The 19698-nt window shown below is 39.2% G+C and carries 24 protein-coding genes and 1 tRNA gene; 9 read left to right on the top strand and 16 right to left on the bottom strand.

Going from position 1 to position 19698, the window contains the following annotated elements; genetic code table 11:
* The first annotated feature begins 31 nt into the window (after positions 1-31).
* A complete protein-coding gene (locus ACLOAU_RS04155; RefSeq protein WP_427860582.1) occupies positions 32-1372 on the top strand; it encodes a RagB/SusD family nutrient uptake outer membrane protein in 1341 nt (446 codons plus the stop codon).
* A 55-nt stretch (positions 1373-1427) separates the two neighbouring features.
* Here ACLOAU_RS04155 and ACLOAU_RS04150 read toward each other — a convergent pair whose 3' ends face one another.
* The 4 genes from ACLOAU_RS04150 to ACLOAU_RS04135 form a co-directional block, all read right to left on the bottom strand.
* Positions 1428-1811, bottom strand: a complete 384-nt coding sequence (locus ACLOAU_RS04150) for a hypothetical protein (protein WP_427860581.1) — start codon at positions 1809-1811, stop codon at positions 1428-1430.
* A gap of 60 nt (positions 1812-1871) precedes the next feature.
* Positions 1872-2366 carry a MauE/DoxX family redox-associated membrane protein gene (locus tag ACLOAU_RS04145; RefSeq protein ID WP_427860580.1) on the bottom strand — a complete coding sequence of 165 codons (495 nt, stop codon included), beginning with the start codon at positions 2364-2366 and terminating at the stop codon, positions 1872-1874.
* Positions 2367-2466: 100 nt separating this feature from the next.
* On the bottom strand, positions 2467-2787 hold the full coding sequence (locus tag ACLOAU_RS04140) for a hypothetical protein (protein ID WP_427860579.1): 321 nt from the start codon (positions 2785-2787) through the stop codon (positions 2467-2469).
* 303 nt (positions 2788-3090) lie between these two features.
* Positions 3091-4077, bottom strand: a complete 987-nt coding sequence (locus tag ACLOAU_RS04135) for a helix-turn-helix transcriptional regulator (RefSeq protein WP_427860578.1) — start codon at positions 4075-4077, stop codon at positions 3091-3093.
* Positions 4078-4173: 96 nt separating this feature from the next.
* Here ACLOAU_RS04135 and ACLOAU_RS04130 point away from each other — a divergent pair, with 96 nt between their 5' ends.
* Genes ACLOAU_RS04130 through ACLOAU_RS04115 form a run of 4 tightly spaced genes read left to right on the top strand, consistent with a single transcriptional unit; the run spans position 4174 to position 7418 of the window.
* Positions 4174-4794 carry a GNAT family N-acetyltransferase gene (locus ACLOAU_RS04130; RefSeq protein WP_427860577.1) on the top strand — a complete coding sequence of 207 codons (621 nt, stop codon included), beginning with the start codon at positions 4174-4176 and terminating at the stop codon, positions 4792-4794.
* Positions 4795-4825: 31 nt separating this feature from the next.
* Entirely contained in the window at positions 4826-5860 is a 1035-nt protein-coding gene (locus ACLOAU_RS04125) for a heparan-alpha-glucosaminide N-acetyltransferase domain-containing protein (protein WP_427860576.1), read from the top strand.
* Positions 5861-5871: 11 nt separating this feature from the next.
* Entirely contained in the window at positions 5872-7140 is a 1269-nt protein-coding gene (locus ACLOAU_RS04120) for a lysine N(6)-hydroxylase/L-ornithine N(5)-oxygenase family protein (protein ID WP_427860575.1), read from the top strand.
* Positions 7141-7169: 29 nt separating this feature from the next.
* Positions 7170-7418 (top strand): hypothetical protein, encoded by a 249-nt coding sequence (locus ACLOAU_RS04115; RefSeq protein WP_427860574.1) that lies wholly within the window; start codon positions 7170-7172, stop codon positions 7416-7418.
* Between the two features lie 363 nt (positions 7419-7781).
* Here ACLOAU_RS04115 and ACLOAU_RS04110 read toward each other — a convergent pair whose 3' ends face one another.
* Genes ACLOAU_RS04110 through ACLOAU_RS04100 form a run of 3 tightly spaced genes read right to left on the bottom strand, consistent with a single transcriptional unit; the run spans position 7782 to position 9554 of the window.
* Positions 7782-8834, bottom strand: coding sequence for a replication initiation protein (locus tag ACLOAU_RS04110; protein WP_427860573.1), 1053 nt, complete (start codon positions 8832-8834; stop codon positions 7782-7784).
* On the bottom strand, positions 8827-9195 hold the full coding sequence (locus ACLOAU_RS04105) for a hypothetical protein (protein ID WP_427860572.1): 369 nt from the start codon (positions 9193-9195) through the stop codon (positions 8827-8829). Before ACLOAU_RS04105 ends, ACLOAU_RS04110 begins: the two co-directional genes overlap by 8 nt.
* A 5-nt stretch (positions 9196-9200) precedes the next feature.
* Complete coding sequence (locus ACLOAU_RS04100; RefSeq protein WP_427860571.1) at positions 9201-9554, bottom strand: helix-turn-helix domain-containing protein; 354 nt, start codon at positions 9552-9554, stop codon at positions 9201-9203.
* Between the two features lie 128 nt (positions 9555-9682).
* On the opposite strand from ACLOAU_RS04100, the gene ACLOAU_RS04095 reads away from it, so the two are divergent.
* A complete protein-coding gene (locus ACLOAU_RS04095) occupies positions 9683-10039 on the top strand; it encodes a hypothetical protein (protein WP_427860570.1) in 357 nt (118 codons plus the stop codon).
* Between the two features lie 348 nt (positions 10040-10387).
* Here the strand turns inward: ACLOAU_RS04095 and ACLOAU_RS04090 are convergent, their stop codons facing one another.
* From ACLOAU_RS04090 to ACLOAU_RS04055, 8 genes are all read right to left on the bottom strand, one after another.
* Entirely contained in the window at positions 10388-10795 is a 408-nt protein-coding gene (locus tag ACLOAU_RS04090; RefSeq protein WP_427860569.1) for a hypothetical protein, read from the bottom strand.
* Positions 10796-10850: 55 nt separating this feature from the next.
* A complete protein-coding gene (locus tag ACLOAU_RS04085; protein WP_427860568.1) occupies positions 10851-11339 on the bottom strand; it encodes a hypothetical protein in 489 nt (162 codons plus the stop codon).
* Between the two features lie 576 nt (positions 11340-11915).
* On the bottom strand, positions 11916-12824 hold the full coding sequence (locus ACLOAU_RS04080) for a DUF6166 domain-containing protein (RefSeq protein WP_427860567.1): 909 nt from the start codon (positions 12822-12824) through the stop codon (positions 11916-11918).
* Between the two features lie 284 nt (positions 12825-13108).
* Positions 13109-13426, bottom strand: coding sequence for a helix-turn-helix domain-containing protein (locus tag ACLOAU_RS04075; protein WP_427860566.1), 318 nt, complete (start codon positions 13424-13426; stop codon positions 13109-13111).
* A gap of 11 nt (positions 13427-13437) precedes the next feature.
* A complete protein-coding gene (locus ACLOAU_RS04070) occupies positions 13438-13659 on the bottom strand; it encodes a hypothetical protein (RefSeq protein ID WP_427860565.1) in 222 nt (73 codons plus the stop codon).
* Complete coding sequence (locus ACLOAU_RS04065; protein ID WP_427860564.1) at positions 13598-14293, bottom strand: hypothetical protein; 696 nt, start codon at positions 14291-14293, stop codon at positions 13598-13600. Before ACLOAU_RS04065 ends, ACLOAU_RS04070 begins: the two co-directional genes overlap by 62 nt.
* A 544-nt stretch (positions 14294-14837) precedes the next feature.
* A tRNA-Asn gene (locus tag ACLOAU_RS04060) sits at positions 14838-14911 on the bottom strand.
* Between the two features lie 341 nt (positions 14912-15252).
* Entirely contained in the window at positions 15253-16149 is an 897-nt protein-coding gene (locus ACLOAU_RS04055) for an aldo/keto reductase (RefSeq protein WP_427860563.1), read from the bottom strand.
* A gap of 143 nt (positions 16150-16292) precedes the next feature.
* Here ACLOAU_RS04055 and ACLOAU_RS04050 point away from each other — a divergent pair, with 143 nt between their 5' ends.
* Both ACLOAU_RS04050 and ACLOAU_RS04045 read left to right on the top strand, forming a co-directional pair.
* Positions 16293-16748: a MarR family winged helix-turn-helix transcriptional regulator gene (locus tag ACLOAU_RS04050; RefSeq protein ID WP_427860562.1), complete on the top strand. Its 456-nt coding sequence runs from the start codon at positions 16293-16295 to the stop codon at positions 16746-16748.
* A 31-nt stretch (positions 16749-16779) separates the two neighbouring features.
* Positions 16780-18003, top strand: a complete 1224-nt coding sequence (locus ACLOAU_RS04045) for a glycoside hydrolase family 10-like protein (protein WP_427860561.1) — start codon at positions 16780-16782, stop codon at positions 18001-18003.
* A gap of 33 nt (positions 18004-18036) precedes the next feature.
* On the opposite strand, the gene ACLOAU_RS04040 is transcribed toward ACLOAU_RS04045, so the two are convergent.
* The gene (locus tag ACLOAU_RS04040; RefSeq protein WP_427860560.1) at positions 18037-18843 is read right to left on the bottom strand and encodes a universal stress protein; all 807 of its coding nucleotides are present in this window, start codon (positions 18841-18843) and stop codon (positions 18037-18039) included.
* Positions 18844-19095: 252 nt separating this feature from the next.
* On the opposite strand from ACLOAU_RS04040, the gene ACLOAU_RS04035 reads away from it, so the two are divergent.
* Complete coding sequence (locus tag ACLOAU_RS04035; protein WP_427860559.1) at positions 19096-19692, top strand: LURP-one-related family protein; 597 nt, start codon at positions 19096-19098, stop codon at positions 19690-19692.
* The last annotated feature ends 6 nt before the right edge of the window (positions 19693-19698 follow it).

The raw sequence follows: 19698 nt of genomic DNA, 5'->3' as shown, positions 1-19698 counted from the left end.
CCTTTTTATAAAATTTATAAAAACATGTACTATGTGTAATTTAAAAGTAGTTTATCTCTTGATTTTAAGTTCTATTTCACTTTTTTCTTGTAAAAAATTCTTAGATAAAAAACAGTCCACCAGCCTTGTATCACCGACCGTGTTAAAAGATCTGCAGGGGCTACTGGATGACGCAGGTAATGTAATGAACAGGAACTTAACACCAGGCCTTGGAGAAGCTTCCAATGATGATAATTTTCTTTTACAATCAGATTGGGAAATGATGAATACGACCGATCAGCATTTTTATACATGGACCAGGAATCCCTATTATTTTACAAATGATTGGGCAAAAAGCTATATGCCCATTTACAGTACCAACTACTGCCTCGAACAATTGAATAAAGCAGAACGAACTATCACCAATGCTGAGAATTGGGATAATATTAAAGGTTCCGCTCTTTTCTATAGGTCATATAACTTTTTAAACCTACTATGGAATCATGCTAAAGCTTACAATAAATCTACAGCAGGGACTGACTTGGGAATTGTATTACGACTTAACTCAGATTTTAATGAGAGGTCAATTAGAGCTAATGTGGAAGAATCTTACCGAAAAGTTATTTCTGATGCAAAAGAGTCTGTTTCTCTGTTGCCCGAACTAGCGGCACATGTTTACCGGCCTTCTAAATGTGCGGCTTTCGGTTTACTAGCCAGGGCCTATTTGTCCATGAGAGAATATGATAGTGCTTACAAGTATTCAAACTTATCCTTAAATATAAAAAAAACCTTATTGAACTATAGATCATTGAATATGGGTGCAAGCAAACCTTTTGCAGCCTTTAATGATGAAACTATTTTTTATACAGAAATGTATCTGGGCACCTCTATTACAGGATTTGGACTGATAGATACTATTTTGTATGATTCTTATGCTACTACAGATTTAAGAAAAAGGGGGTTTTTCAGGGCTTCAGGAAAGTATTTTGGATTCAAGGGCAGTTATGCTACCAGCGGTCTTTTTACAGGTATCGCCACTAATGAAATGATTTTAACAAAAGCGGAGTGTAGTGCGAGAATGGGGTATATACAAGAGGCGCTTGGAGATTTGAATAGTTTATTGAAGAACAGATATGATGAAACATTTGTACCTCTGAGTATTTCCTCTAGTGACCAATTAATAAAGGTTATTTTAGAAGAAAGAAGAAAAGAGTTATTACGGCGTGGACTTCGATGGATGGATATTAAAAGATTAAATGAGGAAGGTTACAATATCAATTTATCAAGGGTCGTAAATGGTAAAAGTTATTCCTTAAACTCAGGCGACCCTTACTTTGCTTTGCCGTTACCAACAGATGTTGTAGAAATTTCTGGAATTGAGCAAAATCCATGAAAATAAGAAGCAGGAAACGTTTAGCCTCCTGCCTTTAGAATCTCTGTGACTGAAATTATGGCTCACGCCCCAACTCTGGAGTAAATTCTATTTCATCTTCGCTGGCGGGATCTACCACCGAATTTACCCGATTATAACCGGAAATAGCGGTGGCATGTACACTTGCTTTTGTAGCATCCAGCTGGTTCCCGTTATTTAATCCAGATGGCAACTCCATGGAACAATTCACCTGTGAAAACTCACCGCAGTTAGTGGCAGTGGGTGACGTTGAAAGCTTCCAGTTGCTTTCATCTTCCAGTTCGGGAATGCTGAAATCAGGGCCATCATAAGTGTAAGTATCATTTAAAACAGTATTTGCTTTAAATGCGCTGGTAGCCACTGTTATGCATAATGCAGCAAATAGTACTGCATTTTTTTTGAGCAAATTTTTGATTTGCATATTTAGGGCCTTTTTTTAATTCAAAAAAAGATTACCACAAAAAATTTTAGTTTAGAGATATTATAACATAGTCTTTTGGCCGACAAGCCCTTGGCGCTCTGTATCGCTGATGTAGGGCGCCTTGTTTTGGTAAGATTTTTTCAACCCATAGGCACTGAGTATTAAAAATGATAAATTGAAAATAAAATGTTGTTTCCAACTAAGGCTTTTAATGACAGATCCGCAACTACATGGTAGTTTTTCCCAAATTCCTATTAAGGCAAGACCCACATATCCGGTAAATAGAAACATTAATACCAGAGAAAACCACAAACCCAGCATCCTTGTCCTTCCTATAATGAGCAGTAAGACGGTCAAGCTTTCAAAAGCAGGTAATAGGTAAACTAAAAAGCGATTTAGCTGTCCTGGCATTGGTTGGTTCATCATACCAGATTTAAACAGTTCAAAGTGCGTCCATTTATCTATTACTACAGGAATCCACATAGCCAGTAAGAATATTGTTAAAGCTATTATTACTCGCTGTTGCTTAATATTTTCTTTTATTAAACTTTCCATTTTAGTAACATTTTTGGGTAATAAATCCCCCTACCGGCAAACAGAGTTGTTGCGGTAAACAATACAAAGTCATTAATTCAATCAAGTATTAAAACTGTCGTCAGGCTTTAGAGAAGAGTAATGCAATTTTGTTTTCTTTTAAAAAAAGATGCGCAAGCTGCCTTTTTGTTCCCAGCTGCCACCAGCTCCGGCTGGTGAGGTGGTATCCGCGACAAAATGAGCAATAATAAATTCTTTTCCCCGATGGTTTTAAACTGCGGTGTTTAATACGTTTACCCATTTCATCTGTTCTTGAAGCGGCACGTTTTAATTTAGCAAGGGCGTCTGACGCTTCTTTTCGACAGGTATGAATGACCTTTCCCGTTTCTTGACACCGTTTCTTTACATGTATAGGCTCATCCGTATTTAAGGGTAAACTCATACCAATCATTTTAAAATTTTGCTCTGGCTAAGTAAATTTATTGAGTGCTTACAACTCGCAGCCGCGAAGGTTAGGAAGAATGTCTCAACACCCTGAAGTTGGTTTATGGGTATTATTGGTTTAGGTAATGGGCCTACTCTATTCTACAGGTTTTCGGCTTCGCCTGGTATTTTTAGTGATATAGCCTAGCGTTGGTATTTGTGCAGTGAGCAGTGCCCGTTCGTTGGTATTTCCAGTACAAAGTTGGGGTGGAAATTATGGATTAAGTGCATTTTGGAGTTATCCATTTGGAAATAATTTCAGCTACTTCTTTCGGTAAAAGGAAGGAGGTACCTGGAACTGTTTTTTAAATGCTTTTGAAAAGTTAGACAAGGCAGAAAAGCCCAAGTCTAAGGCAATACTCTTAATTGAATCGTTTGTGTTCAGGAGCCGGGTGCGTGCCTCGTTCATGCGATGAGCAGCCCAGTAACCGTACATCGGTTGCTCATTAATTTGTTTGAACATTTTTTTGAAGGTGGTAGTGTTCATTCCTGCACTACGTGACATTTGAGCAATACTGGGTGGGTTAGCCAGATCTTTCAATATAGAAGTGCTGACCCAGTGGACGATGCTTAATTGTTCTAGGGAGGTTTGATTGGCTTTGTTGTCCACTATAGCCTTACATGCGAGGGCATGGGATAACAGCAACATTACATTTAATTCAAGGAAAATGCCCGGTACATCAGGCCTGGCTAGTAGCCTAATAATTTCTTTAACAAGGAAAATCATCAAATTGGTGGCATAGAGATGGGACGAAAATATCTGTACAGGCTTTTTTATGTCGATGTTTTCCAAAAACGAATCAATGATTTCAGGGAAGTAGGACCTGAATTTTTTCAAGAAATCTACAGTACAATGAACGTCAAGTGTTGTGTAATGTTCGCCAGCTTCAAAGCTGGATTTGTTTTCTATATGGGGTACATAAAAGATATTGAATTGTGCCTCCTTTACTATTACCTGATTAAGAGGGGTGAGCTTTTGCATCACCGAATTGTGTATCAAAAAACTAAACTCAATCACCGGTACATCGGCCCGAACTGTAAAATGTCTGCGTTGTGTGATAAAATAACTGGAATGCCAAATGGTGAATTCCTTCATTTCCTTGAATTGCATAATCATATCTCCCCATCCACCGGTCACAATGATAGGTTCTGCGAGCGGCAATATAAGACCGCTTCGCCTGGCTGGAATTATATTACTCCATGTAAAGTTGTCCCCGTGATTAGATTTAATGTCAAATAGACCTTTCATAAGATTTCCGATTGGATAACAAAGAATGCTGACTGGATAAGTAAAAGACAGTGGTAGGCTATTACTTTGTTATCAGCACTCAAAACGAAACGTAACATGAACAAGAACAAGCCACAAAATCATCGGATAAGCCTGGAGAATGTCTATACCAAAAAAGTTGGGGCAACCAACCTGGCTATCCGGGAGGTTAATCTACCCGAAGATATAGAGATCATATACCGGTGGACCCAACTAGCTTATGCTAAGAAATTTTGGGCCGAAGACAGATCTCTTCGTGACCTGTATAGTTTTTACCATTCTGTTATCAATAATTGTTGCCTTCAGCTATTTTTTGTTACGATTGACCGCCATCCGGCAGCTTTGGTTGAAGTGTATCCTGTTCAATGTGCTGAAGAGGCTTTACAGAATGCCTATGAGGTAAGAGTTGGAGATTATGGCATTCACCTTTTGCTTAGTCCTCATAGGGAGTTATTGTCTCTTGCTTCAAATTTAGGTAAAAAAAACATTTCTGTTTTCCTTCTTCAATTTATACTAGAGTTTATGTTCAACTTGTTCAGTGTTCAGCGAATTTTGGCTGAGCCTGATGTAAATAATACTAACGCCGGTAAGTTGGCTAATAGGGCTGGTTTTGTATTTCAAAGAATTATCCAGCTCTCTAACAAAGTTGCGGCTCTTTATATCATCACTAGGCAAGATCTGGCCAAAGCCGTAAAATAAACTCCTTTTTTCACCCTCTAATTTATTTAGTATGATGCAAGATTCCACCAAGGGAGGCTTCTCCCTTGCAAGAGGCTTTGTTGTACTTACAATGCCTGCAATTCACAGTGCCCTTTTCTATTCTGAACCTGTCGTCAAGGAAGGTATATTAGGTCATATTCTCGGTTTCCTCGCGGAAACAGCAGGAGCTCCCGTATTTATGGTTCTTATGGGAGTATTTGTTGCCTATTCAAGGCCGAAACAAGTGAAAACCATTATTTCACGAGGTGTTGTACTTATTCTGCTTGGATACATTTTGAATTCCTTAAAATTTGTGATCCCTGGGTTATTGGGATGGTTGCCTGAAACCTTTATTTTGGATAACGGTTTGATCAAGGATGAATATTTGTTTCAACTGTTTGGATTGGTCGATATTTTACATTTTGCGGGTTTCGCATATATTATCTGCTGCCTGGTCAAAAAGTTTATAATAGTAAAAACTATTCAGTTACTTTTTATTCTACTTGTACTGGCTATAACACCCATTGTCTGGAGTTTTTCAGAAAATGTCCCTTATTGGGGGCTGTTTCTGGGCGGTGAGCCACCTTTGGCCTATTTCCCCTTTTTTCCCTGGCTTGTTTATCCCCTGAGTGGGCTATTGCTTGGGCAGATTATTAAAGATATGTTACCCAAAAGAGTAGTACTGGTACTTGTTATTTGTGCTGTTGTTTGTATTTCTATTGGGGGGCTCATTTATAGGGTTGAGCCGGCCGGCTGGAACCTAAACTTTTACCGACTCGGTATTGGCGGAACACTGGCTCATATAGGGTTTGTCCTTATGTGGCTGTCCTTTTTTATTCTTTTGAGGAACTTTATTAAGGATAACCTGGTTTTTTCTCTCCTGCAATGGTTGAGTTCCCACGTAACAATTGTTTACTTTATCCAGTGGGTGGTAGTGTGCTGGTTGCTACCTCTGTGGGGTTATAACAGCCTTTCCCTTCCATTATCACTGCTTTCTATAGCAGTTGTGACTACGTTAAGCTTTCTTTTCTCCCGCTTATTCCTGCGCTACTTCGGAAACTATTAAAAAATACGATTATGGACACCAGAATTTATGATGTTGCCGGTATCGGCATCGGCCCCTTTAATTTAGGCCTGGCCTGTTTATGCAAACCCATTAATGATTTAACGACAATATTCATTGATTCAAAAAAAGAATTTTCCTGGCATGAGGGAATGCTTATTCCCGGAACGACCTTACAGGTGACCTGGCTGGCTGACCTGGTTACCTTGGTTGACCCTTCCAGCAAGTTTAGCTACCTGAGTTATCTAAGGGAAAAGAATAAAATTTTACAGTTTGGTATATACGAACCCGCTTCCCTTACCAGGACTGAATTTAACAGGTATTGCCAATGGGCCTGTAGTAAATTGTCCAATCTTTACTTTGGAACCGAGGCCAGGAGTATTTCATATGATGTCAGCAAAGAAATATTCATTATCCATTGTTCCCTCAATATGGGTAAAGAGGTTTTGATAAGAGCCAAAAAGATTGTTTTGGGAGTTGGTGCAATGCCATATTTACCTGAATGGGCCAACGTTTTGGATTCTGATAAAGTTATTCATTCTTCCAATTATTTAAATGCTCAGGAGCCTGTTGAAAAGGCTGAGGATATCATGATTGTCGGATCGGGTCAAAGTGCCGGGGAGATCTTTTATAACCTTCTCGAAAAGCCTTCCCAGCCAAATTTGTCCTGGGTTACGCGAAGCAGGCAACTTTTTGCAATGGAGGCCGCTAAGATGAATTTTGAATTCACGAGTCCAGATTTCATCGATTATTTTTTTAGTTTATCTGCTGAAACAAAAGCCAAAATGCTTCAAAGGCAAAATTACCTGTACAAGGGTATCAGCCAACAGCTGCTAAATTCCATATATGACAGATTGTATGAGGCTCAACAAGAGAGGGAATCGGTGCCTGTTCAAATTATGACCAATACAAATATTGTAAAAGTCATTGATGATAAAGAATACCTGGAGGTTGAGTTATTACACAGGCAAACCGGAAGGAGAAATAAGAAAACCGCCGATACCCTGATATTATGCACAGGGTATCATTATAGAATACCGGAAATTATAAAGGGACTTGGAAAGCAAATTCAATACGATAAGGATGGAAAATTGGCCGCTAACCGGAACTATTCAATTGATTTGGATAACAGGGTGTTCGTACAGAATGCAGAGCTTCATACGCACGGTTTCAATGCTCCGGATATAGGTCTTGGGCCTTACCGCAATGCAGTAATCATTAATAGTATTCTGGGTTACGATTGTTATCCGACAGATACATGCACTACTTTTCAACGTTTTTAATAAACGATTATTAACCTAAAAGTTGACATATGAAGGAATTTGAAGCGATAGTATTTAAAGCTGTTTTAATGTGTAACAAACCATTTTTAAAACCCGATGAAGCCATGCTGTATTGTAACCTTAAACGTAGCCAATTTTTAAAAAAATGTAAGGCATTTGGAGTCGTTAAAAATGAAGGTGGTTATTATGTGAGAGAGGAGTTAAATATGATGCTCAGTGGAGAATCTGTCTCGGTTAGCAGCTTGGTGATGAACCTGGTAGCCGGTGGTGGTAAGTAGACTGAAATTCCGGGCCAGGCGTTCTGAATTGCTGAAAGTGATTTTCTTCTCAAATTTTCCTGATACACTTTCCTCCAATAAATTCAATTGTCGTCATATTTTCCTAAAAATTATTACTTTGATTATCAATTTTTAAATTTTTGTTGATTTACCATAGTGAGGGAATTCAGTATGCAAGCGGGTTTCAACGTTTCTGGAGAGACAAAAACCGAACTTATAAGGTACAGAAACCGAAGTGTAGTGAGACAAAAACCGAAGTTCGGCCGGGACAGAAACCGAAATGGCGTAGATAAAAGGGGCAAAAACCGAACTTATTTTATACCACAGAAAGTACAAATGTTTACAGAGTCTATCCTTATTCTACTACGACTGGTTTTTAAAGAAATTTATTATTGAGGCCAGAGCATAGTTGGCATTGTTTGATATCCTACCTGTGGAGGGGTTATGAAATATTTTAGTGTTTAGTTCCTGAATCTTTTGCAAGGTGCCCTGGTAAATGAATTGATCTGACATTAAGGTGTGGTAGGGGTTGAGTGCCTTTATGTGGGTAGGTGTAAATGCTAAATGGGTAGTGAGCAGATATTTTATATGATCAATTCTTTCCCGGGAAACCTGTTCCGATGGTTGGACTATAATTCGGATTTGCAATGCGACTACTTTCCTTCCCTGGCGGCATTCTGCAAATGCAAACCATGTGTCTGATTTATTTTCAAGTTCCTTTTTTACCGGCAGCAGGACCCTTTTTTTTAATTCCTTGAATTGTTGGTATTCAGAAATTCCGATCCCCAGCTGGCGTTTTAAATCTTCAATGCTAATAGTGAAAATCCCTTTGGTACGCCAACTGGATATGATCATATAAATTTTGTAAGTGTATTTGTTCCTGGCCCGCATTGCCACCTCAAACAGGTATTTCGTAAAATAACCGGGTTTACCGTTTCCAGTCTTGTCAATTTCAATTAAAAGGTTAGCAGTGGCTTTATACAGTTCCACATACATCAAGCTTGCTCCATTTACTCGCTTTGGGAGATCTACCTTAGGGAAAAGGGTTGCGACGCTAAAATACTCTTTTGAAATTGTCGAAGGAAGGAGTATGCTGGCTTTGGCTAATTGAATAGCCGATTGGTATACCTCGGCGTACTGCCGGGGCTTTGCAATCAGTTTTAAAGGTATTGCTACCCTGATCATGCCGGCATTTTCGCTTTGAAACAGGTCCAATTGCTGCCAGTTTTTCCCGTTCATGGAGGCGATTATAGCCTCCTGCAGTTCCTTGATCAGGCATACGAATATCCTTGCCTGTAAAAGGGTTAATCCACTGGACCGACTATGAGTGACGCGGTTACTTTGATATATTGTTGTTTTATCGGGGAGGGAGATTTCGATGTTATTTTTCCTGGGCGCCTTTTTTGGGTTAGGCATTGTTGAAATAGATAAACGGATCAAAGAGCTCATCATTTGTCATAAAAAACACCAGGTTTTGCAATTCATGAAAATACTTCAGGGAAAAATCAAGGGAATCATCAACAATGACGAAAAGTCGGTTTCTCGACAAGTTCATTTCAAATGTCCGGCCACCAAAAGAAAAGGGGCTGGCAATGCGGTAGCGCTCCAAAAGGTTCTTGTTGAATGTTATTCCATCAAGATCTAACATCTCTTCCGGAAACTCCCGATCATGAAGATGGGCCGTTTTCACCCAATCAAGCGCAATTACAATACCATGGTCAAATGGTGCGTACTTACGTGTAACAATATTCCCCAGCCTTAAGTCCTGAATGCGCATGGTGTTTACCGTTTTTTTTGATTTTTAATTTTCATATGCTCCTCTTCTAATTCAGCCCTCAGCACCGCTTCTTCAATGGTTTCTTTTTTGCCACTTAGTCGCCACTCAATTAAGTCCTTCTTTGAGAAAAAAAGGGGCTTTCCTTTTTTCATAAATGGAATTTCTCTTTTGTGGGTTTTTTGATAAAGCGTTGCCTTTTTCATCTTCAGAAAAGCGCAAGCCTCCTCAACGTTTAAGAGCTCATCCTCAGTGGAATCATTATTGGAGTTGACCGCGAAACCCTGCAACACATTACGAACTGCCTCTTGGACAATTTCTTTGAGTTCTTCCTGGTCAATTTCGATAATAATTCTCCCCATCTATTCCAATTTTGGATGATTTTGTTTGTTTTTGTATTTTTTTTGTTATTTTTATACAAAATATAACATGCTATATACCGTATTGGTATAAATTTAACTAAAATTTGTTTTAAAAGCAATTTTTTTCCATGGATACTACTATAGCGCAGAAGTTAAAAAATGCAAGGATATTATTGGGTGAAAATCAAACAGATGCAGGCATCAAAAGCGGAATACATCAAAAAACGATTTCGTTAATGGAGGCCGGTAAGCGTAAAGAAATTAACCTTAGCTATTTAATTTATTTGCAAAACCGTGGTATTGACTTAAATTCTCTCTTTGATAAAAATCAAGAAATAAAAACTATCGAAAAACAAATAGAAAAATCGGCCCTGGAAAAGAAGATTCAAGAGCAAGAAGAAATGATTCATTTGTTGCGTGATGCAGTAGAACTTAGGAACCGGAAGATCCAGGAATTGATGAGCCTGGATGCCGTGCATCAGTAGCTACATTTTTCTGTTACACGCTTAATAGGCATTCAATTACACAGCTATATAAATTTGGTTGGCGTTATTTAAAAAAGGGTAAACGAAATAATGATATTATTTGAATTTCATTTTATAAAGTTTTGACAATCCGTTGTTTCTGTATTCCCAATCGGAACTGCTTTCTATAATTTTCCTATTATGGCTTGCTTGTCTGTTTTATTCATTAATCTACCAGGTTTTCTTGGTTTAGATTATTTTTTGGTTGCACAAAGAACGATAGAATCGGTAGCGTCAAAAAATTTTACCCACATGCTAACGCAATTGAGGGTAAAATTTATAATCCTAATCTTTCGCCAGGCCAACTACTTACCTGTCATAGGTAATTGTTTTCGGTATAATATTTACCAAGCCTGTAGTTAAAATTTCTTCAATTGTACAGCCAGCACGAATTATCCAAAAGGAGGTCGCTTCCGTTTCAGATTTTGCATAGAATGGAAAGCCTTCTACCCATTCGTCAGTAACAAAACTTTTTGCCCTTGCCTTTAAAAAATTCGGTTGAAGTTGTTTCGCTTCTGTGGGCGTTAAGTTAATCATCCCTCCTGTAGTTAGATCGTCAACTGTAGTTCCTTTGAGTATCATCCAATAGGATTCTTGTCCCAATTTGTTTTTGGCGTGAAAGGGATAACCTTCGACTAGCTCCCCTGTGGCTTTCTTTACCTGAGCTGTTAAAAGCTTTGGTGGTGATGGCTTAAATATGTTTTTCCAGTTACCCATTGTACAAATATAAATAACTGCTACAGAAATTTTAACGGAAAACTGTAATGGATGATTACATTTTTACGAGTTGACCAATAAGTTTTAAGTCATCTACACCAACTTTGAGCTTAACTCCTGATGGATACTCCAAAATAATTTGTTTGGTAATTCCTTTCTGAACATCAAATGGGATTTCAAAATAATGATCAGTAGGAATATCAAATACGGACCTATTTTCGTTTTTCAATACAGCCCCAGCATACTCAAATTCTTTAATTTGCTCGACAGTTTCTCGCAGATTTTCAATTATAGTTCCGGTTTTCAATACCTTTAAATTAGAAAATCGTTTACCTCCCGCATGTTTACTTATTGTGTCTATATAGCGTGAATATGGCCTGAATTTGAAGTCAATTAACCAGGCTAAAAGCTCAATATTCTTTTCCCTCGTGTTTACAGGTTTTTTGAGAAAATTTTGTAGTGGCTTGAATTTGTCAATATCAAACCTTTTTATTCTGCTAGGATGGAGTTCTTCATTTAGGGGACATTCGAAAAATGATTTCAACGTGTGGAGATCAGCTTTGTTGCATTGTTTACTAGTGTATAATAGATGGCATTCCTCCCGCAATTTGGCAGAGGTCGGATACATCAGGTTAATAGAAAGTTCGCCAGACGCTTTTTTTTTTCGAATAATTCCCAAACTTCGATTCTGTAATTGTCCATTTGCTTTTATATTTTTTGTTATTGAATAAAACGCTACCTAAAACAGCTTAATAAAAATGGCCAGCCCTGGACAGAGCCGGCCGTTGCTAACCTATGAAAAACGTATCCATTACTTTCTAATTATCCCTAATGTCTAATATGCTATGCTTTTGGAGCCATTTTCTAAAATCCTTATTGCATTCAGGGGAAAAATGAACGATTTTGCCGTTTTTAAGTAAAATCGTGAAAATACCGGCAGCTTCTATATATTTTTTCAATTCCATAGAACTATGTTCAAAGCCTTGATAGTAGTCATCTTCGAGCATTATTTCTTCAAAAGCTAGTGAAAAACAAATCTACAAAATGACTAATATTAGGAAACGGGAATTTTCCCATTCTTGCTATTATTTAGCACTGTTTTTACTGTTTTTGGCATTTTTCATTTATTACCTTTTTTCTTTGCAATCCCAGATAAGAGCTTTTCTTTTTTTCTTTTAAGAATTGTCTGTTTTCTTATGGCTCTTTCTCTTAGGTTCTCGTCTCTTTTATATGAAAACAGAGAAAGAACATAATGAATTTGTGTTTGTAGCATGACGGAGCAAGTATTCTTCAAACGTGAATATTTCTTTGTGAAAAACTGGCGTTGCAGAATTACTCGGTTTTTTTTAAATGCTGCAATTCGATCAAAGGGAGGTTTGTCATGGTCGGGCTCATTATCTATTTTGCCAAAAAAAGACTTTAAAGAAGGCATTTTCCAATTATATGAAAATTCCTGTCTTTCAACATACGCCCAGGTAACTTCATCCAAAAGGTCAACTGAAAACATATTGCTGGATGCATTTTTAACCAGCGCGATTTCCCGGCTTCCTCCAGAGAATTCGAAGTATCGAGTAAAATAGTCGTATGTCAGCTTTTCTCTATTATCTATAAAAAAGTCGGAAAGGTCAATTTCGATTTCGAAGTTTTCTCTTTTCAACGAATAGATGTACTTTTCTGCAAAGATTTGATATACATTTAATGCCCACTCATTGTATTTAAGTATTTCTTGGCAGATAGCAAGTGCAACTATTTTGGCGCCGGCCCCAGTATTTCCCCAACAAAAATCCTGGTCCTTTGACGCAAGAGATGGGCGCAGCCGTGCAGCAACCTTGTGTGAGATCTTTTTTCCGTTTATCCAAATGGTGCCATTATAACTTTTCTGGCTGTAATAAATTTCTTTTTTTTCAAAAGTGCCCTTATTAAAATCCATGACATACATGTTGTCATTAATTTCATAATCTCCGTCATATACTCCTTTGATAAGGTATTTATTAGATGTTTTACCTATAGCAAGTGGATTTCTCGACATAGGAGGTGGTGTTTACTGTTGAAAGATGTTGTTGACTGTAATTGTAATATAGGAATTTGAAGGGCCTATATCCAAATTTTTAGCCTAAAAATTTGAATATGGTAGTGTCGAATGAACCCATAATATGATCTTTTAGTTTTGAGATCCTTCAACATTCTATTTGGTGATAATGGAACACGGGAAAATCTGACTAATTGTTAAGCCTATAGTTCGTGTAGGATGCGAAAATTGGATGTTGAAAATTTTCGTAGAACAGAATATGAGGGTGAAATAAAAAACGGTGACTATTGGTCACCGTTTTTTGAAGAAAACTTCTGTATATCATATAGGAGGCGGGTGTGAAAGTTGGGGAACAGCGTATAAAACTTTTCCTTGTTCTCTTTCGACATATCCTTTTCGGGATCAATTGCCAATAACTTTATTAAACCGACGTCGGTTCCCAGCGCATCTGCAATTTTTTTCAACGTCGCCTCAGTACCCTGGGTCTTATTAGACTCAAGTAGCGATAAAGAGGTTGGTGAAATATCAGCCAATTTGGCAAGCTCCCCCTGTTTAAGACCAGCTTTCTCCCTAATGGTTGTAATTGCTCTTCCTATACTCATAACATGATTTTTTATAGATTATCGATTATCTCTTCACCTACACGGAATAGCAGGTTTGTTACGATGGACCATATTGGATTCCATGAGGCTTTATAACCTGTTTTACTTAAATTTTCTTTTTCAATGATGAGCTTCTTGTACATTTCACGGTCTTCCGCGCTCATCGTTTTCTTACTTTCTAACTTGGCGATAGCATAATCTACCACCTCTTGCAAATTGTTTTTCTTTTCCATTGATGGAATTTTTTTTAAGGAATGAAATAGTGTTACACCGATCTTTTTTTACGATGCGATCACTGTCTTCATCCTTACCATCATGGTTAGGTGTATGAAGGGATCTTAAGAAAATACGAATCCTGCTGCGCAAATCCGTCTTTGTTGAAGTAAAGACGCTGCCGCGATAGCCGCTTAGCTGTTTATCCAAGATATTTTTTGCTTTCTCCAAAATCCCCTTAAGAATAATGTTGAAATCAACCTGCAGGGCCTCAGAGCCTTGTTTATTAAATTGCTCTCTTAGAGGAAACTTTATGAACAGGTTTGAATCAAAAGACGTGACATTAAGTTCGTGAAATGAGCTCTTTTGATACCAATTTTCAGTTTCCAGAAATGCGGAACCTTCACTAGGAAAAGCGTTTTCCCAATGTTTGTTATAAACATTGCTAGCATTAATTAGTAGGTCTGAAACATAATCATGATTGATGCCGGAATAGGTTTCAATCCTGTTGACTAACGTACTATAGTCAAATACACTAAACTGGTTGGTAGATAAGGTCGAGATATAAAACTTATCGCGATTAGCAATTACGTCATTTAAATGTTCGGTAAAATCCGCCAAAACGCTAGCTTTCTCTTGAAGAAGCTTAGTCACCTCCCTCAGCCGGTCATTATTTGACTTCCAGCTGAGGTACGATATTGATCGTTTATTGTGGTATTTGGAACGTTTAAACATAATTGCTCTGCAAACATACGACAAAAATTTTATAATTCAAAATAATATTTAACCAATGGTTAAAAATGTGTAAGATTGGTTAAAAAAATTTAAGAATAATGACGGCTTTAAACGTAACAAGGACTTTATAATTTTTTGATTATTAATGCTGTATGAAATTTTTTCAGCTTATTGTGGCTTTTACGGCTTAAAAGCCATGAATTGCTTTAGTCATTAAGCTTTTGCCGCTGATTACCAAATCTCACATATTGATAAAAGAATTGTAAAGACACCAAGTTGTTAGCAGGTATTTCAGTTCTCAAATCTTGAAAAAATGCCTTAGCCGTGAACATCTTGGTCCTCAAACGGAATAGAATGGCAGAAGATGGTGTTAAAGTTGTGTTAATAGATTATGTTTCTGCATTGTTTCTGCATGATGACATATAAAAAGGCGTTACTATGTGTAACGTCTTGATTTTTATCGCTCCCCCTGCTGGACTTGAACCAGCGACCCTCTGATTAACAGTCAGATGCTCTAACCAACTGAGCTAAGGAGGAATACCTGTTTTCCCTTTCGGGGTTGCAAAAATAGGGATAATTTTATTTTAAACAACAATTTTTGAAAAATTTTTGAACAACATTTTTCGAGGCATCCGGTCCTATATATCCCCGCTGGCGGCTTCTGCTTCAAGATGTTATTACAACAAATAGCCTGCTCGTGATTCAGATGATTCTAATAAGATATTCTAACTTCGCCTGTCGATTACATACAGATATCCCGGGTTTAGCCAGACAGATCGGGAATTTTTGCAAAAAAGGTTGTTACTGAATGCTTCCACGTCCCGCTTCTGTCGGTTTAAGGTAACAAAGGCAGGTAATTTATTGATGATGATGAAACATTACCGGTGATCCTCATAACGTTTGGCTGGGATTAAACTTTGCAGCCTATTGAGCCAGGCAGTATCGGGCGGGGGCTGTGGGGCAATAGCTTCCTGTAATTGTTCCATGGTCCTGATGCCGGTTACCACGCTGCTCACTGCAGGGTTATAAAGCACGTATTGGGTAGCCAGCGCGGAAGGAATGGTATGGGTTGCCGTTGCTTGTGTCTTCAGGCTGTCGGCTGCGGACTGTACTACTGATGCAGGATGCCCCAAATAGTTCTTTGGCGGCTTACCGGCTAAAAGGCCCTGTGCCAATGCGCCCCTGACCATTACGCCAATCCCATTGGTTTGCAACAGGTCCAGGATGGTTTCTTCGGGCCTTCTATCCAAAAGGCTATACTGCAGCATTACCGAGATGATATTCGATTTATCGACGTAAGCCCTGATTATATTGGGCCGGATACTGCTAATACCATAATGCCGGATCTTTCCACGTTGCACTAACTCCTCAAAAGCCTCAATGGTTTCGTCGATCGGGTCTTCAATAGTTCCTCCATGCAATTGATACAGGTCGATGTAATCCGTCTGCAAACGTCGAAGGCTCTCATCTACTGCCTTCAATATGTAATTTTTAGTAGGGTTCCAGTTCCATCCGCTTCCGTCCTCTTTCCACTGATTACCTACTTTGGTAGCCAGTACAATTTTGCTTCGCACGGGTTTGAGCAGCTTGCCTATCAATTCTTCGTTAGCTCCCTTATCATACAAATCAGCGGTATCAAAATAATTAATACCTGCATCTACAGCGGTATGCACGATAGCTGTAGCTTCTGCATCGGGAGTTTTTGTTAAAGACATGCAGCCGAATGCTATTTCTGAAACGCGCAATCCTGATTTGCCAACCGATCTGTAATCCATGTAAGACTGATGTTATGCTGTTTTTACCGGCAAATTGCCTGCCGTAATATATACCTATATGATGTACCAAGACGTTAAAATTGATTATATTTAGTGGGAGTTATATATATTTACTGGGATTCTAATTATTTAATGCTCACCCTATGACCATAGAGGAAGAAATTAAGCAGAGCAAATTTGTAAGTTCCTACCAGAAACTGGCGTTCAACATTATTCATAGTAGTCGCTGGCTGGAGAATTTTTTGAAAAAACGCTTTAGCGAGCATGATCTTACCATGCAGCAATATAATATATTAAGGATACTGCGCGGCAGTCAGCCCAATCCGCTTTCTACTTTGCAGATAAGGGAACGGATGATCGATAAAATGAGCGACACCAGCCGGATCGTAGACCGTTTGATCCTTAAAAAACTGGTTACCAAAAAAACAAGTAAAACGGATAGCCGTCTCGTAGAGGTTCGTATTACTGAAAAAGGACTGGAACTGCTGACTCAACTCGATGACACTGATGAGAAACTGGCTTCTTATTTATCTAATCTAACTGAAGAAGAAGCTGCGCTCGTGAGTAACCTGTTAGATAAAATGCATACCAAAGCCTAGCCATTAATTCAACTTGGCTATTTTTGTGGCTATGCAAAAGTTGAAAGCCCTGTTATTGGTTGTTTTATGTATTGCCGCAGTTAATCCGGCATGGACCCAGCAATATGAGTTTCGTGGTGTGTGGATCGCTACCGTAATGAATATCGATTGGCCTCCGCAAAATGCAAGTGTAGAAGCTCAAAAAGCAGATTATATAAGGCAATTGGATATGCATCAGCGTAATGGCATGAACGCCGTGATTGTGCAGGTGCGTCCGGCAGGTGATGCTTTTTACCCTTCTCCTTACGAGCCGTGGAGCCAGTGGTTGACCGGAACCCAGGGAAAAGCGCCGGTTCCTTTTTACGATCCGATGGCTTTTATGATACAGGAGGCACATAAAAGAGGCATGGAGTTTCATGCCTGGCTTAATCCTTATCGCGCCGAATTTACCGTGGGCAGATCTTCAATTGCTCCGGATCATATCATGCGCAAGCATCCCGATTGGTTCCTTACTTACGGTACTACCAAATATTTTAATCCTGCTAATATGCAGGTACAGAATTTTGTAATAGATGTAATTAAAGATATTGTAAGGCGTTATGATGTGGATGCCATACACATGGATGATTATTTTTATCCTTATCCGGTAGGGGGCAAACCTTTTCCCGATGACTATGCTTACCAACGCTCCGGTACCAGCCTGAGTAAAAACGACTGGCGCAGAAGCAATGTAGATTCTATCATTAAAAACATCAATATCGCAATAAAAGCCACCAAACCTTATGTGAAATTTGGTGTCAGCCCCTTTAGCGTATGGCGCAATTTGTCTGATGATACACAGGGCAGCGATAGCAAAGGCGGTCTGACCAACTATGATCATTTATATGCAGATATTCTTTTGTGGATGCGCAAAGGGTGGGTTGATTATGTAACACCGCAATTATACCGCGAGATCAATGATCGCCTGATTCCCTACGAAAAAATGGTGAACTGGTGGGCAGCGCATAGTTTTGGCCGCCACGTTTATATCGGTCATGGTATTTACAGGGCTACCGAAGCCAATACCACAGCTGCCTGGAAAAACCCCAACCAGTTGCCGGACCAGATCAAAATCGCACGCTACACACCAGGGATAGAAGGCAGTGTTTTTTACAGTAGTAAGATCTTTAAAAATAACCCGCTGGGTTGGAACGATTCACTCAGGAACAATTACTACCGTGTGCCTGCCAAAGTACCGGTAATGCCCTGGTTGCCCAAACGACCGGCCTGGGAATAAAAACCTCCTGCCATTAATATGTAATGCTTTTGTTTACAGATGCAACGATAATAGCGGGATACTGTTGCCTGCCGCCATTATCCGCGTCTTACTTTTGTGCACCAGGGAGCTCCAGAACCCGTATTGATAGGGAACCATAATCAGCAGATCGGGCTTTTGCACTATTATTTCTTCTTTTATAGCGCTTATGACATCATCTGAAGCTACATCGTGGTAATAATAAGGTACACCGGTCATTGATTCATCAATATCCTTTCTGTGGTTATCTGCGGGTGTTTTAATGACATTTGCTACATTAAAAATTTCTACGCTGGCGCCAATTTCTGCGGCGATATCATGTACTTTTCTCAATACTTGTTTATGCACACCGCGCAATATGTCACAGGCAAAAATGATATGCTTAATTCCGTTGTAAGAAGCACCAACCGGAACCGCAAGAACCGGCACCTGAATCTGGTGCAGGGCTGCGGTTGTGGTATTACCCATTAGCTCTTGTTCAATCGAATGGGGAGCCATTCCCATTACCACCATATCTGCACCTGTGCGATCAATACACTGCTTTAACTCGTCGAAAAAAACGCCGGTGGCAAAATAGGGTAATACTTCAATCCCGAATTTTTGATGTACCGCTTTCGCCTTTTCTTTCAGGTATTCTTTTTTAGCAGTAATGTGGGCATGTAAACTGTCGGCCGGGAGCCTGGCATTCAATACATGTATTGATGCGTTTTGCAGGGAAAAAAGAATGAGTTCATATCCCATTGTTGCTGCAGCCCCGGCTGCGTATTGCATAGCGTTTTCTGCTTCAAGGGAATAATCTGTTGCCACAATTATTTTTTTCATATACGCTGGATTTGTGTTTGTGATAAAATCGATTCCTGATGCCGCTTACTTCATGTTCTGGTTAAGAATGAATATCCCGGTCTGGTAGTTTAAAAATAATGGGAATCCGGCCCGGCTAATCTGATTCCGGTCACCTATACAAAGGATATTGATCACCCACCTGGTATTGGCTGCGCTGCATTATTTATTTGTAACTAATTTGGTGCCTTTGCCACCGGGCTCTATATTCGTGAAAAATTAAAACCTTTTGAAATGAGAAACCTGGCCTATCCCTTACAATTTACTTTTAAGGTTACGACCATTGCGAACGATTTCCAGGCAGTAGATGCTCATGGCAATACAATAGCGTATGTGCGGGAAAAGATCTTTAAGCTGAAAGATAATGTGGACGTGTATGCTGACGAAACCAAGTCGCAGAGACTGTTTAATATCAAAGCCAATCAATGGATCGACTGGAGTACCAGTTATAAAATGACCACTGATGACGGGTTGCCTTTAGGCCGTATTGGTCGCAAAGGCTGGCGCAGCATGTGGAAGGCTACTTATGAAATTTTTGATGGTCAGGATCAGAAAGAATTTCATGTATCGGAAGATAATGGCTGGGTGAAAGTGGCAGATGGCATGCTGAGCGAGATACCTCTTTTAGGTCTTTTTTCAGGTTACTTTTTTAATCCGGGTTATTCAGTTTATGACAACCACGGCACTAAAGTAGCGCAGATCAAAAAGCAAAAATCTTTCTGGGGCCGCCGCTTCACAGTGGATCAGCTCATGCCTATGAACCCCGCGCAGGAAGAACGCGTTGCCCTGGGCCTGATGATGATGATCTTGCTGGAAAGAAGAAGGGGTTAAAAATTC

It is taken from the genome of Paraniabella aurantiaca (assembly GCF_050309965.1).
Taxonomy (GTDB): Bacteria; Bacteroidota; Bacteroidia; order Chitinophagales; family Chitinophagaceae; genus Niabella.
Note: the sequence above shows the minus strand (reverse complement) of the source record. Positions and strands in the feature narration are given on the sequence as shown.

Excerpts from the sequence above, each read along its gene's own strand:
- ACLOAU_RS04080 (WP_427860567.1), bottom strand. The coding sequence starts at position 12,824 with ATGTCGAGAAATCCACTTGCTATAGGTAAAACATCTAATAAATACCTT.
- ACLOAU_RS04125 (WP_427860576.1), top strand. The coding sequence starts at position 4,826 with ATGATGCAAGATTCCACCAAGGGAGGCTTCTCCCTTGCAAGAGGCTTT.
- ACLOAU_RS04140 (WP_427860579.1), bottom strand. The coding sequence starts at position 2,787 with ATGAGTTTACCCTTAAATACGGATGAGCCTATACATGTAAAGAAACGG.
- ACLOAU_RS04115 (WP_427860574.1), top strand. The coding sequence starts at position 7,170 with ATGAAGGAATTTGAAGCGATAGTATTTAAAGCTGTTTTAATGTGTAAC.
- ACLOAU_RS04100 (WP_427860571.1), bottom strand. The coding sequence starts at position 9,554 with ATGGGGAGAATTATTATCGAAATTGACCAGGAAGAACTCAAAGAAATT.
- ACLOAU_RS04055 (WP_427860563.1), bottom strand. The coding sequence starts at position 16,149 with ATGGATTACAGATCGGTTGGCAAATCAGGATTGCGCGTTTCAGAAATA.
- ACLOAU_RS04105 (WP_427860572.1), bottom strand. The coding sequence starts at position 9,195 with ATGCGCATTCAGGACTTAAGGCTGGGGAATATTGTTACACGTAAGTAC.
- ACLOAU_RS04035 (WP_427860559.1), top strand. The coding sequence starts at position 19,096 with ATGAGAAACCTGGCCTATCCCTTACAATTTACTTTTAAGGTTACGACC.
- ACLOAU_RS04120 (WP_427860575.1), top strand. The coding sequence starts at position 5,872 with ATGGACACCAGAATTTATGATGTTGCCGGTATCGGCATCGGCCCCTTT.
- ACLOAU_RS04110 (WP_427860573.1), bottom strand. The coding sequence starts at position 8,834 with ATGCCTAACCCAAAAAAGGCGCCCAGGAAAAATAACATCGAAATCTCC.
- ACLOAU_RS04045 (WP_427860561.1), top strand. The coding sequence starts at position 16,780 with ATGCAAAAGTTGAAAGCCCTGTTATTGGTTGTTTTATGTATTGCCGCA.
- ACLOAU_RS04090 (WP_427860569.1), bottom strand. The coding sequence starts at position 10,795 with ATGGGTAACTGGAAAAACATATTTAAGCCATCACCACCAAAGCTTTTA.
- ACLOAU_RS04040 (WP_427860560.1), bottom strand. The coding sequence starts at position 18,843 with ATGAAAAAAATAATTGTGGCAACAGATTATTCCCTTGAAGCAGAAAAC.
- ACLOAU_RS04130 (WP_427860577.1), top strand. The coding sequence starts at position 4,174 with ATGAACAAGAACAAGCCACAAAATCATCGGATAAGCCTGGAGAATGTC.
- ACLOAU_RS04070 (WP_427860565.1), bottom strand. The coding sequence starts at position 13,659 with ATGGAAAAGAAAAACAATTTGCAAGAGGTGGTAGATTATGCTATCGCC.
- ACLOAU_RS04050 (WP_427860562.1), top strand. The coding sequence starts at position 16,293 with ATGACCATAGAGGAAGAAATTAAGCAGAGCAAATTTGTAAGTTCCTAC.
- ACLOAU_RS04075 (WP_427860566.1), bottom strand. The coding sequence starts at position 13,426 with ATGAGTATAGGAAGAGCAATTACAACCATTAGGGAGAAAGCTGGTCTT.
- ACLOAU_RS04150 (WP_427860581.1), bottom strand. The coding sequence starts at position 1,811 with ATGCAAATCAAAAATTTGCTCAAAAAAAATGCAGTACTATTTGCTGCA.
- ACLOAU_RS04155 (WP_427860582.1), top strand. The coding sequence starts at position 32 with ATGTGTAATTTAAAAGTAGTTTATCTCTTGATTTTAAGTTCTATTTCA.
- ACLOAU_RS04095 (WP_427860570.1), top strand. The coding sequence starts at position 9,683 with ATGGATACTACTATAGCGCAGAAGTTAAAAAATGCAAGGATATTATTG.
- ACLOAU_RS04145 (WP_427860580.1), bottom strand. The coding sequence starts at position 2,366 with ATGGAAAGTTTAATAAAAGAAAATATTAAGCAACAGCGAGTAATAATA.
- ACLOAU_RS04135 (WP_427860578.1), bottom strand. The coding sequence starts at position 4,077 with ATGAAAGGTCTATTTGACATTAAATCTAATCACGGGGACAACTTTACA.